The sequence below is a fragment of the Blastococcus sp. OS1-29 genome, from assembly GCF_057628075.1.
Genome location: NZ_JBXXJK010000002.1, coordinates 71148 through 88099, shown reverse-complemented (window position 1 = coordinate 88099; position 16952 = coordinate 71148). Strand labels below are relative to the sequence as shown.

At 71.3% G+C, this 16952-nt stretch carries 17 protein-coding genes; 9 read left to right on the top strand and 8 right to left on the bottom strand.

Features of this window, described 5'->3' with window-relative positions; genetic code table 11:
- Positions 1–8 precede the first annotated feature (8 nt).
- From AC2H4J_RS05210 to AC2H4J_RS05175, 8 genes are all read right to left on the bottom strand, one after another.
- Positions 9–1262 (bottom strand): MFS transporter, encoded by a 1254-nt coding sequence (locus tag AC2H4J_RS05210; RefSeq protein WP_487463781.1) that lies wholly within the window; start codon positions 1260–1262, stop codon positions 9–11.
- Positions 1262–2935, bottom strand: a complete 1674-nt coding sequence (locus tag AC2H4J_RS05205; protein ID WP_487463780.1) for a CocE/NonD family hydrolase — start codon at positions 2933–2935, stop codon at positions 1262–1264. The genes AC2H4J_RS05210 and AC2H4J_RS05205 overlap by 1 nt, the downstream gene beginning before the upstream one ends.
- A gap of 74 nt (positions 2936–3009) precedes the next feature.
- Positions 3010–4278 carry an ABC transporter substrate-binding protein gene (locus AC2H4J_RS05200; protein ID WP_487463779.1) on the bottom strand — a complete coding sequence of 423 codons (1269 nt, stop codon included), beginning with the start codon at positions 4276–4278 and terminating at the stop codon, positions 3010–3012.
- Positions 4275–5321 (bottom strand): branched-chain amino acid ABC transporter permease, encoded by a 1047-nt coding sequence (locus AC2H4J_RS05195; protein WP_487463778.1) that lies wholly within the window; start codon positions 5319–5321, stop codon positions 4275–4277. The genes AC2H4J_RS05200 and AC2H4J_RS05195 overlap by 4 nt, the downstream gene beginning before the upstream one ends.
- 44 nt (positions 5322–5365) lie before the next feature.
- The gene (locus tag AC2H4J_RS05190; RefSeq protein WP_487463777.1) at positions 5366–6247 is read right to left on the bottom strand and encodes a branched-chain amino acid ABC transporter permease; all 882 of its coding nucleotides are present in this window, start codon (positions 6245–6247) and stop codon (positions 5366–5368) included.
- A 1-nt stretch (position 6248) separates the two neighbouring features.
- Positions 6249–6959, bottom strand: a complete 711-nt coding sequence (locus AC2H4J_RS05185; RefSeq protein WP_487463776.1) for an ABC transporter ATP-binding protein — start codon at positions 6957–6959, stop codon at positions 6249–6251.
- Complete coding sequence (locus tag AC2H4J_RS05180; protein WP_487463775.1) at positions 6946–7728, bottom strand: ABC transporter ATP-binding protein; 783 nt, start codon at positions 7726–7728, stop codon at positions 6946–6948. Before AC2H4J_RS05180 ends, AC2H4J_RS05185 begins: the two co-directional genes overlap by 14 nt.
- A gap of 140 nt (positions 7729–7868) precedes the next feature.
- On the bottom strand, positions 7869–8522 hold the full coding sequence (locus AC2H4J_RS05175) for a GntR family transcriptional regulator (RefSeq protein WP_487463774.1): 654 nt from the start codon (positions 8520–8522) through the stop codon (positions 7869–7871).
- Positions 8523–8975: 453 nt separating this feature from the next.
- On the opposite strand from AC2H4J_RS05175, the gene ligM reads away from it, so the two are divergent.
- From ligM to AC2H4J_RS05130, 9 genes are all read left to right on the top strand, one after another.
- Positions 8976–10376, top strand: coding sequence for a vanillate/3-O-methylgallate O-demethylase (ligM, locus tag AC2H4J_RS05170; RefSeq protein ID WP_487463773.1), 1401 nt, complete (start codon positions 8976–8978; stop codon positions 10374–10376).
- A 135-nt stretch (positions 10377–10511) separates the two neighbouring features.
- On the top strand, positions 10512–11870 hold the full coding sequence (locus AC2H4J_RS05165) for an aminomethyl transferase family protein (protein WP_487463772.1): 1359 nt from the start codon (positions 10512–10514) through the stop codon (positions 11868–11870).
- A gap of 86 nt (positions 11871–11956) precedes the next feature.
- Positions 11957–13537, top strand: a complete 1581-nt coding sequence (locus AC2H4J_RS05160; RefSeq protein ID WP_487463771.1) for a GAF domain-containing sensor histidine kinase — start codon at positions 11957–11959, stop codon at positions 13535–13537.
- On the top strand, positions 13534–14196 hold the full coding sequence (locus AC2H4J_RS05155; protein ID WP_487463770.1) for a response regulator: 663 nt from the start codon (positions 13534–13536) through the stop codon (positions 14194–14196). Before AC2H4J_RS05160 ends, AC2H4J_RS05155 begins: the two co-directional genes overlap by 4 nt.
- A 121-nt stretch (positions 14197–14317) precedes the next feature.
- A complete protein-coding gene (locus AC2H4J_RS05150) occupies positions 14318–14611 on the top strand; it encodes a 2Fe-2S iron-sulfur cluster-binding protein (RefSeq protein ID WP_487463769.1) in 294 nt (97 codons plus the stop codon).
- Positions 14612–14728: 117 nt separating this feature from the next.
- Complete coding sequence (locus tag AC2H4J_RS05145) at positions 14729–15445, top strand: alpha/beta fold hydrolase (protein ID WP_487463768.1); 717 nt, start codon at positions 14729–14731, stop codon at positions 15443–15445.
- A gap of 1 nt (position 15446) precedes the next feature.
- The gene (locus AC2H4J_RS05140) at positions 15447–15725 is read left to right on the top strand and encodes a muconolactone Delta-isomerase family protein (protein WP_487463767.1); all 279 of its coding nucleotides are present in this window, start codon (positions 15447–15449) and stop codon (positions 15723–15725) included.
- A complete protein-coding gene (ligA, locus tag AC2H4J_RS05135) occupies positions 15722–16093 on the top strand; it encodes a protocatechuate 4,5-dioxygenase subunit alpha (RefSeq protein WP_487463766.1) in 372 nt (123 codons plus the stop codon). The genes AC2H4J_RS05140 and ligA overlap by 4 nt, the downstream gene beginning before the upstream one ends.
- Positions 16086–16943 (top strand): class III extradiol dioxygenase subunit beta, encoded by an 858-nt coding sequence (locus tag AC2H4J_RS05130; protein WP_487463765.1) that lies wholly within the window; start codon positions 16086–16088, stop codon positions 16941–16943. Before ligA ends, AC2H4J_RS05130 begins: the two co-directional genes overlap by 8 nt.
- The last annotated feature ends 9 nt before the right edge of the window (positions 16944–16952 follow it).

Genomic DNA, 16952 nt, shown 5'->3' with positions numbered 1-16952 from the left:
CTCCCCTGCTACGACTCCATCGACGCTATCGGCCCGGAACCACGATTGTCAACAATCCCGTCAACAACGAGCGGCCTCTCCCACCGCCGGTAAAGGAGTCCACCGGCGAGCAGGCATGCGGCGAGGCAGGTCAGCGCCACGGCCCCACCGACCCACGAGCCGACGGCCGATTCCACTCCCACGACGAGGGGTGGACCGAGCAGCTGACCGACGCTGGAGCCCTGGACCAGCAGACCGACCGCGGCGCCGGCGGAGGCCGTGCCGGCCGACATCGACACCACGCCGCTGAAGGCGGCGGAGGGGACGATCCCGACCACGAGCGTGAACGCCAGGGCGGACGCGATGCGGACCGGCAGGGGCAACGCCGGATCCAGCACCCCCCAGACCGTGCCGGCGATCCACGCGCTGCCGCCCACGATCAGCACCCAGCGCGGCACGCCGCGGTGCTGCAGGAAGGCCCCCAGCAGGTTGGCGGGGACGTTGGCGAGGGAGACGATGCTGGTGACCAGCCCCGCGGCCGCCAGCGACAGGCCGCCGTCGACCAGCATGGTGGGCAGCAGCCCGACGACCGCCAGGTACGCCCCGGCGTAGAACCCGAAGGCGAGGGCCAGGCACATCACGCCGGGTGACCGGATCGCCGCCCACAGGCCGCTCCGCCCCGGCGGTCGCCGCGCGGGCCCGGACGGCACCCAGCGCGCCACGGCCAGCAGCACGCCCGCCGTCACCGCGGCGTCGACCAGCCAGGCGCCGCGCCAGCCGAGCCCGGTGATGGCGACCGGCACGACCAGGGTGGCGAGCCCCGTGCCCAGCGGCATGTACACGCCCCAGGCGCCGATGACCAGCCGCCGGTGCGCCTCGCCGGTGACCTCGGTCAGCAGGCCGGGCGCGGCCAGCACGACCAGCACGAAGCCCAGGCCTTCGCCGGCGCGGGCGGCCAGGAGCCACCCGGCGGTCCTCGCCGCGGCGCCCAGCAGGTTGGTGGCCACGATGGCGAACAGTCCCAGCAGGACCTGCCGCCGGAAGCCGAGCGCCTGACCGAGCCAGCCGAGCAGAGCGCCGGCCACCGCGCCGATCACGCTCACGATGGAGAGGAACCAGGCCGCGCCCGCGGAGCTGAGCGCGAACTCGTCCTGCAGCACGGGCAGCGCCGCGGCACCCTTGCCGATCTGCGCCGCCCCCACCACCCCGGCCGCCACGAGGGCGAGGACCGCACCCCAGGACGTGACGTCCTGCCTCGACGCGGCCGGGGACCGGGACGCCATCAGCCGCCCTGCGGCAGCACGGGAACCACCAGGTGCGAGTCGAACCGGCCGCCGGTGTGGACGACGTTGCGCCCGACGTTCACCGATGCGGCGTGCCGGGCGTAGGTGAGTGGCTCGGGATAGCGCATCACGTCGCTGCCCTGGACGACCAGCAGCAGCTGCTCCCCCGCCTCGAAGCGCGTGCCCGACGGCCACACCTCGATGTCGAGCCGGGCCGGCTCGCCGGGCGTCAGCGGGAGCGCCCGCCGGTGGGCCAGCACCGGCAGGTAGTCGGTCGAGCGCTCCGGGTCGAGCTCCCGGTGCGAGGCGCGGAGCCAGCCGACCGCCACAGGGCCGTCCTCGAACTGCCCGTAGTACGGGAACCCGACCTGGTTGCCGTCGGCGTCGAGCTTGAAGAGCGCCACGAAGACGTCCAGGTCGTCGGCGTCCTCGGCCGACATGTGCAGCACCGCGCGGACGTGGCCGACGAGCTCCACCGGCTCCTCGAAGGTCATCGCGAAGGTCGCCCGCCGCGGAGCCAGCCCGCTGCCGAGCCCGTCGTAGGAGGCCGCGCCCTCGGCGGTGACCGGCGTCCAGCTCAACGAGCTGCTGGTGGCGTCCAGGTGCACCTGCCGGTACTGGACGTCCTCGAGCGGCCACTCGCCGGCGTCCCGCCAGATGCCCTCGTCGTACCGCTCGCGCACCTCCGCGCGGACCCGCGGCCAGGACTCGATGCCGGTGTCCTTGCCGAGCAGGTAGTGGTCGAAGAAGGCGCGCTGCCGCTCGACGTTCTCCGGCTCGTAGTAGTACGCCCACTTCTTGCGGCCGTGCACGTCCAGCCACTTCTCCGCCGAGCTCATCCGCCGGAAGCCCTCGAGCGTGCCGCGGGTGTGCAGGCCCTGGTCGGCCCAGCTGGCCACCACGAAGGCGGGCACCCGGATCGCCTCCAGGTCGGCGGCCTTGCTCGCCCAGAACTCGTCGTACCAGGGGTGGGCGGCCGTCTCGGCCTCGAGGTCCTCGATCTCGCCGGTGCCGGCGCCCCATCGCTCCCAGATGTAGGGCCAGAAGGAGGTCTCCGGGATGCCGCCGTGCCGGGCGACCTCCCGATAGGTGTCGTTCCACCCCTCCCACGGGTTGATCGCGGCCAGGTGCGGGGGGTTCAGTGCGGCGACGAACCACTGCAGGCTCGACAGGTAGGAGACACCGGACAGCCCGACCTTCCCGGCGCTCCACGGCTGGGTACCGGCCCACTCCACCAGGTCGGCGAACGCGCGCGCCTCCTCCGGCGAGTGGTACGTGGCCCGGCCCTGCGAGTACCAGGTGCCGGGTACGTCGGCGAGGACGATCGCGTAGCCGTGCGGGACCCAGTACTCGGGGTCCGGCGCCTCGAACGTGGTCAGGTCCGAGGTCCACTCCGGCCGCACGCCGCTGTTCGGATAGATCTGGCCGATCGGCGCGGGGTTGTGCTTGCCGTAGGGCGACCAGCTCACCAGCGGCGCCGCCGGTACGTCCCCCTCGGGCCGGTACACGTCCACGTACATGACGTGCCCCTGGTCCCCGTACGGGACGGCGATGTCCTTCTCGATGACCATGCCGGGCCGGTTCTCGAACCGGTGCTCCGGCGGCCGGCCGCCGCGCGACTCCGGCGTGCTGCGGGGCGCGCGGAACAGGTACTGGGTGGTCGTGTCGTCCATGGAACTCCTTCTCCCGCACGAACGAAGGGGCGGCCCGTCCGAGAACGGGCCGCCCCTCGGCGATCAGACGCCGGTCACTTGAAGTCGGTGACCGTGTCGTATCCCTTGCCGTTGAACTTCTGCACGACCACGGTCGAGACCGCAGGCTGACCGTCCTTGGTGGTGTTCACCGAGGTGTCGGGCAGCATGAGCGGCGCCTGGAAGTCCTTGATCGAACGCAGCGCCTTCATGAAGCTGTCCCGGGTCGGGTCGGTCATCTTCTGGAATGCCTGGTCGAGCGTCGCGCCCACCATCCAGCTCCACTGGCAGTGCGGGAACGCCGGCGGATCCGCGTACTCGCCGTACTGCTTGAGTGCCGCCAGGTACTCCACCACGTCCGGGTCCGAGGCGAACGCCGGGCTGGCCGGCGCCTTGCTGAACGCGACCGAGTAGATGCCGGGGTACGCCGCGGCGCCGCCGGGCGTGAGGATCGCACCTGGGCTCGACGTGTTGGAAGGCAGGAACCAGCTCGGCTTCCAGTTGACCTGCTGCGCCTTCTGCAGCGCCGAGATGGCCAGCGGGGTGACCGACATCGCGTTGAAGAAGACGTCGGCACCGCTGGAGGCCAGCTCGGTGATCTGCCCGTCGACGGAGGTGTCCGTCGCCTCGTAGGTGAGCTCCTTGACGACCTGGATGTTGTCCTTGCCCTTGATGCCGGACTTGAAGCCCTCGACGTAACCCTTCCCGTAGTCGTCGTTCTGGGACAGGATCGCGACCTTGTGCTGGCCGCTCGAGGAGGCCAGCAGCTTCCCGAACGCTTCGCCCTCGTTCTGGTACTTGGGCACGAAGCCCAGCTGCCAGGGGCTCTGCTTGGTGTCCGAGAAGATCGGGTCGCCGGTCATGATCAGCACCTGCGGCACCTTGTCGGAGATGGCCGCCTGCCGCCACGCCCGGTTGGTCGGCGTGCCCAGCCCGGCGGTCATCGCGAAGACGTCGCCCTTCAGCTGGTCGTAGTTCGCCTTGGCCTTCTGCGGGTCGTAGGTGTCGTCGAGCGCCTTGATCTCGACGGTGCGGGTCTTCCCGTCACCGAACTTGATGCCGCCCGCGGCGTTCTTCGCGCCGAAGTACGCCTTGACGCCGGCGACCGTGCAGGTGCCCGGTCCCGCCGTGGCACCGCTGAGCGGGGTGGTGATGCCGAGCGTGAGCGTGGTGTCGGTGATGCCCGGGCTGGGCGCGCCCTTGGCCGCATCGCCGCTGCGGCCGCTGTTGCCGCTGTTGCCGCCGCAGCCCGCGAGCAGCAGCGCGAGCGCCGACGCGCCGGCGACGACGCGGACCGCCGTCCGCGTTCGAAGGTGGGAGTTCATGCGTGACCTTGCCTCTCTGTCTGAGCTTCCTCCGCCGCGGTGCCCGACCCGGTGGTCGACGACGGAGTGGTCGGGGGTGCGGCCGGACCGTGCGCGGCGGAGGAGCGCCGCCGTCCGCGGGTCAGCGCGCGGGGCAGCGACACGAGGCCGCCGGGGAGCAGGAACAGCACGATCAGCAGGAGCGCGCCCTGCAGCAGCGCCGTGAGGCTGGGGTCCACCGCGTTGGTGAGCTGCGGGACCAGCACGTAGTAGAGCCCGCCGAGGACGGAGCCCACGATGCTCGCCGAGCCACCGATCACCATCGCGGCCAGCAGGTTGATCGAGTGCCCGAAGCTCATGGTCTCCGGCGAGGTGTACTGGATGACGAGCATGTACAGGAACCCGCTCACGCCACCGATCAGCGAGGCGATCGTGAACGCCAGCACTTTGTAGCGGTACGGCGAGATGCCCATGGACGACGCGACGGCCTCGTTGCCCTTGACGATCGCGAACGCCCGGCCGTACTTGCCGCGCACGAGGCTGCGGGTCAGCAGGAACACGATGCCGCCGATGATCAGCACGAGGTAGAGCTGCCACTGGTCGTCGTAGAGCCCGCTGCCGGAAGGCGCGGCGGCGAAGGCCGTGGACAGACCCTCGGAGCCGCCGGTGAAATCGCTGAGCCGTTTCGCCAGCGGCACGCCGACGATGGGCAGCGCCACCGTCACCATCGCGATCGCGAGTCCGCCCAGGCGTGCGGCGGCGAGCGCCACCAGCAGTCCGGCCACGGCCGAGGCCAGGCAGGCGAGCACGAAGACCAGGACGATGTTCCAGCCCTGCGTGACGCCGTACGCGGTGACGTACGCGCCCAGACCGAGGAAGAAGATCTGACCGAGCGAGACCTGCCCGGTGTACCCCATCACCACGTTCAGCCCCAGCACGGCGACGGCGAAGACCCCGATCCGGGCGAGCGTCTGGTTGGTGAACTCCGACATCTGGAGGGGTGCCACGACGAGCACGGCCAGGAGCACCAGCAGCGCTCCCCAGCGCACCCACGGGCGCTGCATCCAGGGGGAGGCTGCCCCCTGGGAACTCGCGATCGCTCGGGCCATCACACGCGCACCACGGATTTCCGGCCGAACAGGCCCTGAGGACGGACGATGAGGACGACGAAGATCAGGATGAACGGCACGGCGACCTTGAGGTCGAAGCCGATGAACTTCACGTAGACGGCGGCCAGGTTCTCAAGGACGCCGATGATCCAGGCCGCGACGACCACGCCGATCGGGCTCGTGAGCCCGCCGAGGATGACGGCGGCCAGCGCGTAGACCAGCGCCGTGTCGAGCATGCCCGGCGTCAGCGTGAGCTGCGGCGCGACGAGCGCACCGGCGACGGCGCCGAGGGCCGCGGCGAGACCCCACCCGATCATGAGCAGACGTCCGACGGGGAGCCCGGAGAAGGCCGCCGACTCCGGGTTGATCGCGACCGCCCGCAGCGCGAGGCCGAGCTTCGTGCCGACGAAGAGGACCTGCAGCAGGACCATCGCCACGACGATCACGAGCGTGGTCCCGATCGAGCGGATGCTGATGTGCACACCCAGGAACGACACCGTGCCGAGCGGGAAGAGCGAGCGGAACTGCTGGTTGTTGTACGTGAACAACCACCCGCAGATGCCCGTGATCAAGGTCAGCAGGCCGATGGTGACGACGACGGCGGTGTCGGGGTCGCCGCGCTCGAACCGCCGGATCAGCCACCGCTCGACCACGGCACCGAGCACGAGGGAGAAGACGACCGACAGCAGGATGGCGACGATCAGCGGCAGGCTGTGGGTCGTCAGCCACCAGGCCACGTACGCGGCGAGCACGGCCATGCCGCCCTGCGCGAAGTTGACCAGGCCGGTCGCCTGGTTCACCAGCACGATCGCCAGTGCGATCGCGCCGTAGATCGAGCCGGTCGACAGGCCGTCGACGACGAGTTGGACGAATTTTCCCATCTCAGCCTCCCAGGTAAGCGCGACGGATCTCGTCCATGCCCCGGAGTTCGGCGGTCGTGCCGGTCAGCACGTTCCGTCCGGTCTCCAGGACCGTGGCGCTGTCGACGAGGCTGAAGGCGAGGTTGGCGTTCTGCTCGACCACGACCATGGCGATGTCGGAGTCGATGCGCAGTCGGCGGATCGCGTCGTAGACGTTCTTCGCGGTGCTCGGCGCCAGCCCCAGCGAGGCCTCGTCGAGCAGCAGCAGCCGCGGTTTGGACATGATCGCCCGGGCCACCGCGAGCATCTGCTGCTCGCCGCCGGACAGGGCCGACGCGTTGGACTTGATCCGGTTCTTGAGGTTCGGGAACAGGTCCAGGCAGTAGTCGATGTCCCGGTCGATCCCCTTGGCGTCCTTGCGGAGGTAGGCCCCGACCCGGAGGTTCTCGCGGACCGTCAGGTCACCGAGCGTGCCGCGCCCCTCCGGCACGTGGGCGATGCCGAGGGCGGCGACCTGGTCGGGCCGCATGCCCCGGATGTCCTTGCCGTCGAACACGATGCGACCGGCCGCGCGGACCGTCCCGCTGATCGCGCGGAGGGTGGTCGTCTTGCCGGCGCCGTTCGCCCCCAGGATGCCGACCGCCCCGTTGTCCGGGACGCTCAGCGACACACCCTCCAGCACCTGCACGGGGCCGTAGAACGCGGTGACGTCCTCGAGCTCAAGCAGCGTCATCCGCCGCGTCCTTTCCGATGTAGGCCTCGATGACGCGGGCGTCGGACTGCGCCTCGGCGGCCGTGCCCTCCATCAGCTTGGCTCCGTGGTCGAGCACGACGACGCGGTCGGTGAGGGCGGCGATGAGGCCCATGTGGTGCTCGACGATGACGACGGTGATGTCGTCCTCGGCACGCAGCCGCCGGACGGTCGCGATCAGCGTCTCCACCTCGGCGTGCGGCAGGCCGGCAGCGGGTTCGTCGAGGAGCAGCAGCGCAGGCTTCATGAGCAGCGCCCGGCACAGCTCGACGCCCTTGTGCAGGCCGTGCGACAGCTCGTCGGCGGGCAGGTGCGCGGCCCAGCCGAGGCCGTTGCGCTCCAGCAGGTCCAGGGCCTCGGCGCGCAGCTCCTTCTCCGAGCGCCGCGTGCGCGGCAGCCGCAGCGACCACTCCAGGGCGCCGCCGGGGAGCCGGGTGTGCGCACCGAGCAGCACGTTCTCGAGCACCGTCTCGCGCAGCTGCAGGGCGGGGTGCTGGAAGGTCCGGGCCAGGCCGTGCCGCGCCAGCGTCGCCGGGCGCGCCCCCTGCACCTCCGTGCCGTTGATCCGCACGGTTCCGGCGGTCGGCTTGTAGTGCCCGCTGATGCAGTTGAACAGCGAGGTCTTGCCCGCGCCGTTGGGCCCGACGAGCCCGAAGATCTGGCCGGGCTCGACCGAGAAGCTCACGTCCTGCAGCACCTTGATGCCGCCGAACTGCAGGCTTACGTCCTGCAAGGTCAGTTCAGCCGCCATTGACCGCTTCTCCCGCCGTTGCCACGTTGCATCGGTGTGCGGGCCCCAGAAGAAGGCAGCCCGGCACGGAACCTATCGTCGGATCCGGGGGGTGACGCCGGGCCGATACAACACCGTGACCGCCCGCCCTCCCCCGGTCCTCATGTCTGCTCGCCCGCGTCCTGACGGGCGTTCTCGAGCTCCGAGATGACGCCGCGGATGTGCGCCACGGCGGCGGCCTCGGCGCGATCGGCGTCGCGGCTGATGACCGCGTCCACGACGGCGCTCAGGGCGGCCAGGCTCACCCGCGGCCGGCCGGGCCGCAGGGACAACTGGAACTGGTGGCGCACCAGCTGAGCCTGCAGGCGGCCGACGAGCCCGGCCGCCACCGGATGGCGCGCGGCCTCCCGGACCATGCCGTGCAGCTGCTGGATGAGGTCGGAGTACTTCAGGACGTCCCCGGCGTCGACCGCCGCGGTCATGGCGCCCAGGTGTGCGCGCAGCTGCTGCGCCTCCGCAGCCGTGATGCGCTCGGCGGCCTTGCGTGCCAGCAAGCCCTCCAGCGGCATCCGGCACTCGGTGATCGCGATGGCCTCCTCGAGGGAGACGACCCGCACGCGGGCGCCCTTGTTCTGGATCCGCTCGACCAGGCCCTCGGCCGCCAGCGCGTCGATCGTCAGCCGCACGGCGCTGCGGCTGGCCCCGGTCAGGGCGACCAGCTCGGCCTCGACCAGCCGGTACCCCGGCGGCATGTCGCCGCGCGAGATGGCGACACGGATGGCGCGCTCCGCCGCCGCCTGCGCCGCTCTGGTCATGGGCCGGGACGCTAACCCATGCTGACGGGATTGCCAACAATCCTGTCGGCATTTTTGTCAGACCGTTGCGTCCCCTGCACTCGCCGTGCGAATGCGGGTCATCCGGCGCAGGCTCGGGCCACCGACGCCGAGCGAGGAAGGGGGCGCGTCTCTCAGAGCACCGACGATCACCGCACCGACGAGCACCGCAGCCTCGACACCCTGGGCCGCTGATACGACATCTGACGTAGCCGGGCACGCCGATGTGGCCGGACGCAGCCCGACATCCGGCTGTGGGCGGCGCCACCTCCCGGGCCTAGCGTCGACCTCGGACCACGCCCGGCCCGGTCGGCCGTCGTGCCCGCGGCGCGTTCCACCCGGATGACCGGATCCCGCGGGCCGCAGCCGGCCAGCAGGCAACGAGCCGCCTCCCCGAGACGGCGTCCCGCCGAGATGACACAAGGACGGATGTACATGACCGCGAAGAACCTGCAGGAGCTCCTCGACCAGACCGGCGACACCGTCGGCCTGCTGCGCAACTCCCAGCTCGGCACCTACATCTACCCCGTGGTGCCGTCGGAGTTCACCAACTGGCGGCGCGAGCAGAAGGCGTGGCAGGAGACCGCCGTGCTCTTCGACCAGACCCACCACATGTTCAACCTGTTCATGACCGGGCCGGACGCCATCAAGCTCATCTCGGACACCGGCATCAACAGCGTGGCCAACTTCCCGGTCGACATGGCCAAGCAGTTCGTCCCGGTCACCCACGCCGGCAACGTCATCGGTGACGGCATCCTCTTCCGCCTGGCCGAGGAGGAGTACGTCTACGTGGGGCGCGCCCCCGGCGCCAACTGGCTGCAGTTCCAGGGCCAGACCGGTGGCTACGACGTCGAGATCCGCAACGACCCCCGGTCGCCCTCGCGGCCGTACGGCAAGGCCGTCACCCGCGACCTGTGGCGCTTCCAGATCCAGGGCCCTCAGGCCTGGCCGATCATCGAGAAGCTCAACGGCGGAGAACTCGAGCAGCTGAAGTTCTTCCGGATGAGCACCATGAAGATCGCCGGCGAGACCGTGCGCACGTTGCGGCACGGCATGGCCGGCGCGCCGGGCCTGGAGATCTGGGGCCCCTACGAGAGCTACGACCGGATCCGGGAGGCCATCCTCGAGGCGGGCCAGGAGTTCGGGATGGAGCCCGTCGGCTCCCGCGCGTACTCCACCAACACCCTCGAGTCCGGGTGGATCCCCTCGCCGTTGCCCGCCATCTACACCGGCGAGGAACTGCGTCCCTACCGCGAGTGGCTCGGGGCGGACAGCTACGAGGCGACCAACGCCATCGCCGGCAGCTTCGTCTCCGACGACATCGAGGACTACTACACCAACCCGTGGGACCTCGGGTACGGCTCCTTCGTGAAGTTCGACCACGACTTCATCGGCCGTGACGCCCTCGAGGCCATCGACAAGGACGCGCAGCGCCGCAAGGTCACCCTGGAGTGGAACTCCGACGACCTCGCCACGCTGCTCTCCTCCCCCGTCGAGGGTGCCAAGTACCAGTTCTTCGACCTGCCGAACGCCAACTACGGGTCGTCGAACTTCGACAAGGTGATCGACGCCGACGGCACCCTGCTGGGCCTGTCGATGTTCACCGGCATCTCCGCGAACGAGAAGAAGGGTCTGTCGCTGGCCACCATCAGCCCCGACGTCCCGCACGGCGCCGAGGTCAAGGTGGTCTGGGGCGAGCCCGACGGCGGCAGCAAGAAGACCACCGTCGAGCCGCACGAGCAGTTCGAGGTGCGCGCCACCGTCAGCCCGGTTCCCTACGCCAAGATGGCTCGGGAGACCTACCACGCCGGCTGGCGCAGCGCCGCCACGAGCTAGGCCCGGCGATCTCCGGGGTCGGGTGGCCGTCGCACGGCCACCCGACCCCGGATCACCTCCGTCAGGTCAGCCGTTCCAGCTCGGCCCACGTCCCTGCGCGCCTGGGACCCGCCCCCCGATGAAGGGTGCTCCGCCATGCCGTCCGAGAGCCTTGCCGCCGCACTCGCCCGGGCCGCCGGCCCGGTGGAGCTGCTGAGGAACCTCGCCTTCCCACCGAGCACGTTCCCGGTGCAGCCGGAGTTCACGAACTGGCGCTCGGAGCAACGGGCGTGGGTGGACTCCTGCGCGCTGCTCGACCAGTCGCACCACATGCACGATCTGTTCGTCGAGGGCCCGGACGCGCTGCGGCTGTTCAGCGACACCGGGGTCAACAGCTTCGCCGGCTTCGGTCCGGGCAAGGCCAAGCAGTTCGTCGCGGTGGATCCCGAGGGCCACCTGATCGGCGACGCCATCCTCTTCCACCTGGAGGAGAACTCCTTCGACCTGGTCGGCCACCCCATGGTCCTCGACTGGGTCACGTTCCACCTCGAGCGTGGCGACTACGAGGCCACCTCCGAGCGCGATCCCAACTCCCACCTGCGGAAGTCGGGGCCGCCGAAGCTCTACCGCTACGAGCTGCAGGGTCCGACCGCCGCGGCGATCGTGGAGCAGGCGACCGGCGCCCCGGTGCCCGACGTGAAGTTCTTCACCATGGCCGAGTTCACCATCGCCGGCACGCGCGCCCGCGCGCTCCGGCACGGCATGGCGGGCCAGCCGGGCTTCGAGCTGTTCGGCCCGTGGGCGGACGGCGAGGCGGTGCTCGCCGCGCTGCTCGAGGCCGGGAAGGACCACGGACTGGTGCGGGTCGGCGCCAAGGCGTACTCGACGGCCAACCTCGGCTCGGGCTGGGTCCCGGCCCCGATGCCCGCGTTGTTCTCCGCGGACCCGCTCATGCAGGAGTACCGGGACTGGCTCCCGGTCGACCGGGTCGGCTCCATCGGCGGCAGCCTGGACTCCGCGGACATCGCCGACTACTACCTGACCCCCTACGACATCGGCTACGGCAAGACGATCAAGTTCGACCACGACTTCGTCGGCCGCGAGGCCCTCGAGCGCATGGCGCAGACGCCGCCGCCGCGCACCAAGGTCACCCTCGTCTGGAACGCCGACGACGTCACTGCCGCGATCGGCTCGCTCTACCGCCCGGGTCCGGGCGCGAAGTTCATCGACATGCCCAAGGCGCGCTACGCCACCCACCACGAGGACAAGGTCCTCAAGGACGGCGAGCAGGTCGGCATCTCCCTCGACGTCGGCTACCTCGCCAACGAGCGCGAGATGGTCTCCCTGGCCACCATCGACAGCGCGCTGGCCGAACCGGGCACCGAGGTGACCGTCGTCTGGGGCGAGCAGCCCGTCTCGGCCAAGCCCGCCGTCGAGGACCACGTGCAGGTGCAGATCCGGGCGGTCGTCGCCGCGAGTCCCTACGACGCCCGCGAGAACTACCGAGGACGGTGATCGGCCGCGCCGGACCGGCGTGGTTGGCTGAAGCCGACAGCGGGAACTCCGGCCGGGCCGGCCGCTCGGGACAGGAGGACGGGACGGTGGACCTCGATCGGAGGGGCGCCACGAGCGCCTCCCCCGCCACGAGCGCCCTGCGGGCCGAGCTGGTCGAGCACGCGCCGGAGGGGCTGGCGGTCATCGACGCCGAGGCCCGGTTCGTCGACGCCAACCCGGCCGCCGTGGCGCTCTGCGGGCTCCTGCGCGGTCAGCTGACCGGCGCGCCATCCCCCTTCCCGGCGCCCGGCAGCGATCCGGCGGCGACCAGGACCGGCGAGTCGACCGTGGAGTGGCATCCGGCCCCCGGCGAGCGCCGGGAGTTCGCCTACCTGATCGACCAGGTGCCGGGCCGGCAGCTGTGGGTGGTCTCGTTCCGCGACGTGACGGTGAGCCGGCAGCACCAGCGCCGGCTGGCCGCCATCGCCAAGGCCGCCTCCAGCGTCGCCTCCAAGCGGTCCCTGGTCGGCACGCTCGAGACGCTCGCCCGCGAGGTCCTGCGGACGGACTCGCTCGCCGGCGTGCAGGTGCTCACGACGACCCCCGGTGGCGACCGGCTGCACGTGATGGGGGCGGCCGGATTCGGCCGCGCCCCCGACTTCTTCGACAAGCTGATGGAGTGCCGCGCCCTCGGCGCCCGGCTGGTCATGCTGGAGGCCCTCGAGACCCGGCAGCCCCTCGTCGTCGCCGACCGCTACGACGCCATCCAGCGGGATCCCGCCTGGGCGCCGCTGCACGAGCTCATGCGCCATCCCCGCTGGGACTGGTTCGCCAGCGTGCCGCTGCTCGCCCGCGGGGAACCGGTCGGCATCCTGAACGCCTTCTTCGCCCCCGGCCAGACGGTCGGCGACACCCAGCTGGAATTCCTGCTCGCCATGGCCGAGCAGGCGGCGATGGCGGTCGACCACGCGGCGCTGCTCGACCGGGAACGGGACGTCGCCCGCCGGGAGGAGCGCCAGAAGCTGGCCCGCGACCTGCACGACTCGGTCGTGCAGCAGGTCTTCTCGATGATGATGCAGGCGCGCTCGCTGGGCGTGCTCGTCGCCCGCGGGCTGGCACCGGCGCCGGAGAAGGTCGCGCAGGTCGCCGACGACCTGAGCAGCAGCGCCGAGGCCGTCCTGGCCGATCTGCGCGGGATGGTGGTCGAGCTCCGGCCGGCCACCGGCACCGAGCGCGGCCTGGTCTCGGCACTGCACTCCCTGGTCGACACGACCCGGGCCCGGACCGAGCTCGTCGTGGAGCTGGACGTGGACGATCCCGCCCAGGAGCTGTCCCGGCTGGACGCGGACCTGCTCGAGGACGTCTACCGCATCGTCGCGGAGGCGCTGCACAACAGCGTCAAGCACGCGGCGGCCGACCGGGTGTCCATCTCCCTGTCGGTCAGCTCCCACGGCAGCCGGCGACGACTCCTGGCCGAGGTCAGCGACGACGGGCGCGGGATCGGCGAGGGCCCGGAGCGGGGCGCCGGCCCGGCCTCGAGCGGGCTGGGGATGGCCGTGATGCAGGAGCGCGCCGCCCGCTGGGGTGGCGTCGTCCGGGTGCGCGACCTGCCCGCCGGCGGGGCGCGGATGCAGCTCACGCTGCCGCTGCTGACGTCGCTCCCGGCGAACCGGACGGACCGGCCGTGAGCGCCGCGGAACCGATCCGCGTCCTGGTGGTGGACGACCACGCGGTGGTCCGCCGCGGCGTGGTCGCCTACCTCGAGGCCATCGAGGACCTGGAGGTGGCGGGCGAGGCCGGCACGGGGCAGGAGGCCCTCGACTTCCTGGCGCGCGCGGCGGCGCACAAGGAGCTGCCCGACGTCGTCCTCATGGACCTGCAGATGCCGGTCATGGACGGCGTGACGGCGACCGGGGAGATCGTCGCGCGGTTCCCCGGCGTGCGCGTGGTGATCCTGACCAGCTTCGGCGAGACCGAACGGGTCCACGCCGCGCTCGAGCAGGGCGCATCGGGATATCTGCTGAAGGACGCCGGTCCCAGCGAGGTCGACGGGGCGCTGCGCGCAGCGGTCCGGGACGAGGTCTTCCTCGATGCCGCCGTCACCCGGCGGCTCACGCAGGAGATGCGCGCACCCCGCGCCGGGCTCGGCGTCCTGACCGCACGGGAGAAGGAGGTGCTGGTGCTGGTGGCGGAGGGGCAGTCGAACAAGGACATCGCCCGGCAGCTCGACATCAGCGAGCGGACCGCCCGGACGCACGTGAGCCACCTGCTCACGAAGATGGGCCTCACCTCGCGGACGCAGGCGGCGCTGCTGGCGGTCAAGGAGGGGCTGGTCCAGCCCCGCTGACCGCCGCACGCATCATTTGTCGCGCCCCCGGTGCGACGCCGATGACCTGCCGGCCGGGTCAACCGCGCGATCCGCCGGAGGGCCTGCGCTCGTAGCGTGGACCTCCCGGAGGGAGGACCCCATGACTGGCGCGCACGACGTCGAACTCGCTCCCGTCCAGGTCGTCTGCGAGACCGCGGGCAGGGTGGTGCTCGTCCCGGCGGGGACCACGATCCTGCAGGCGGTCCGCGAGGCGGGTCTCGAGGTGACCCCGCCCTGCGTCGACGGCCTCTGCGGCATGTGCGAGACGCGTGTCCTCGAGGGCGAGCCCGACCATCGCGACGTCCTCCTGACCCCCGAGGAGCACGCCTGCGGGGACACGATGCTGATCTGCGTCTCGAGGGCGAGGACGGACCCGCTGGTGCTCGATCTGTGACCGGCACGCAACCGGGTATGCAAGACGGATGTCCTACGTGATCCGCGCGGCATCGGTCGCCGCGGCGGTGACATCGGACGGATTCCCGACGTCGTCGCCGTCCCTAGCGTGGTCACCATGAGCACCTTCGTCCTCGTCCACGGCGCCTGGCACGGAGGGTGGTGCTGGGACCGGGTGGCCGGGCCGTTGCGGGAGGCCGGCCACAGCGTCCACGCGCCGACCCTCACCGGGCTGTCGGAGCGGGCGCACCTGCTCTCACCGCTGGTGGGGCTCGAGACCCACGTGGAGGACGTCGTCCGGGTGATCGACACGCTCGCGCTGACCGACATCGTGCTGGTGGGCCACAGCTACGCGGGCCAGATCGTGACCGCGGTGGCCGACCGCCGGCCGCAGGCGATCGCGCGGCGCGTGTACCTCGACGCCTTCGTCGGCGCCGACGGCGAGGCGGCCCGCGACCTGCTGCCCGAGACCGTGGAGCACCACTGGGCGGAGTCGGCGGCGGAGCAGGGCTTCGGGTGGCTGGTGCCGGTGCGCAAGCTGTCGGTGCTCGGGGTGACCGAGCAGTCCGACGTCGACTGGTTGCTGCCCAAGCTGACGCCGCACCCCTGGAGGACCTACACCGACCCGCTGCGACTGACCGGTGCGGTGGACGGCGTCCCGGCGGCGTTCGTCGAGTGCGTCAGCTGGATGCGCGTGTTCGCCGGCCAGGCCGACCGCGCCCGGGCCCGCGGGTGGCCGGTCCACGAGCTGGAGACCGGTCACGAGGCGATGGTGACCGCGCCCGCCGAACTGGCCCGCGTCCTGCAGGACCTGGCAACGGACACGGAGGTCTGAGATGGAGTTCCTGGTCAGGTCGGAGAACCGGCTGCCCGCGGACACCCCGGCCGAGCGGCGCGAGGAGCTGCGCGCCGGTGAGCGCGCGCGGGCCATGGAGCTGCGGGCCCAGGGTGTGCTGAAGCGGCTGTGGCGGGTGCCCGGCCGCAATGCGACCGTGGGGCTGTACGAGGCCGAGGACCCGGCCGCGCTGCACGACGCCCTCATGTCCCTCCCGATGGCCCCGTGGCTCGACGTCCACGTCGAGGCACTGGCCACCCACCCGCAGGAGCGGACGTGACCGGCGCGGGCGAGCCGCGCGGCCGCCTGGACCTGCCGGGGACGCCCATCTTCGACGGGCAGAGCAGCCGTCGCGGACTCCGGATGAACAAGATGTTCATGAGCTTCCGCGACGAGGCGAACCGCACCCGGTTCGCGGCCGACGAGGCGGCCTACTGCCAGGAGTTCGGCCTGACGCCGGAGCAGCAGCAGGCGGTCCTGGACCGCGACTGGACGGCGATGATCGACCTCGGCGGCAGCATCTTCTACGTCTACAAGCTGGCCATGATGGACGGCCGCTCGATGCAGTACCTCGGCGGCGTCTTCACAGGGATGGGCGAGGACGACTTCCTCGCGGCGATGCGGGCGGGAGGGCGCCGGGATGGCTGAGGTGATCTGGGGGCTGGCCACGTCGCACGTCCCCTCCATCGGTGCGGCGATGGACCGGCAGAAGACCGAGGACCCGAACTGGAAGGACCTGTTCGACGGGTACGCCCCCGCCCGCGCCTGGCTGGCCGAGCACCGCCCCGACGTCGCGATCGTCGTCTACAACGACCACGCCAACGGCATCGACCTCGACTTCGTGCCGACCTTCGGGCTCGGCACCGCCGAGCGCTACCAGGTGGCGGACGAGGGTTACGGACCGCGCCAGGTGCCCGACGTGATCGGCGACCCCGAGCTGTCGCTGCACCTGGTGGAGAGCCTGATCGACGAGGGCTTCGACCTGACCGTCTTCCAGGAGCTCGACGTCGACCACGGCCTGACCGTGCCGCTCTCGGTCTGGACGCCCGATCCCGGGGACGCCTGGCCCTGCCCCGTCGTGCCGATCCTGGTCAACGTCATCCAGTACCCCCAGCCGACGGCCGCCCGGTGCTACGCCCTCGGCCAGGCACTCGGCCGGGCGATCCGCAGCTACCGGGACGACGTGACCATCGGCATTCTCGGCACCGGTGGCATGTCCCACCAGCTGGCCGGCGCGCGGGCGGGCTTCATCAACCCGGAGTTCGACCGGATGTGGATGGAGACCATCCGGACAGACCCGGCGAAGCTCGCGATGCTCAGCCGCGAGGAGCTCATCCGCGAGGCCGGCTCCGAGGGCATCGAGCTGATCATGTGGCTGGTCATGCGCGGCGCCATGAACGAGCAGATCACGCAGGTCCACTCGCACTACTTCGTGCCGGCCTCGAACACCGCGGCCGGCCTCGCCCTGTTCGACAACCGTGTGCACGAGCCGGCCTGAAAGGCATCC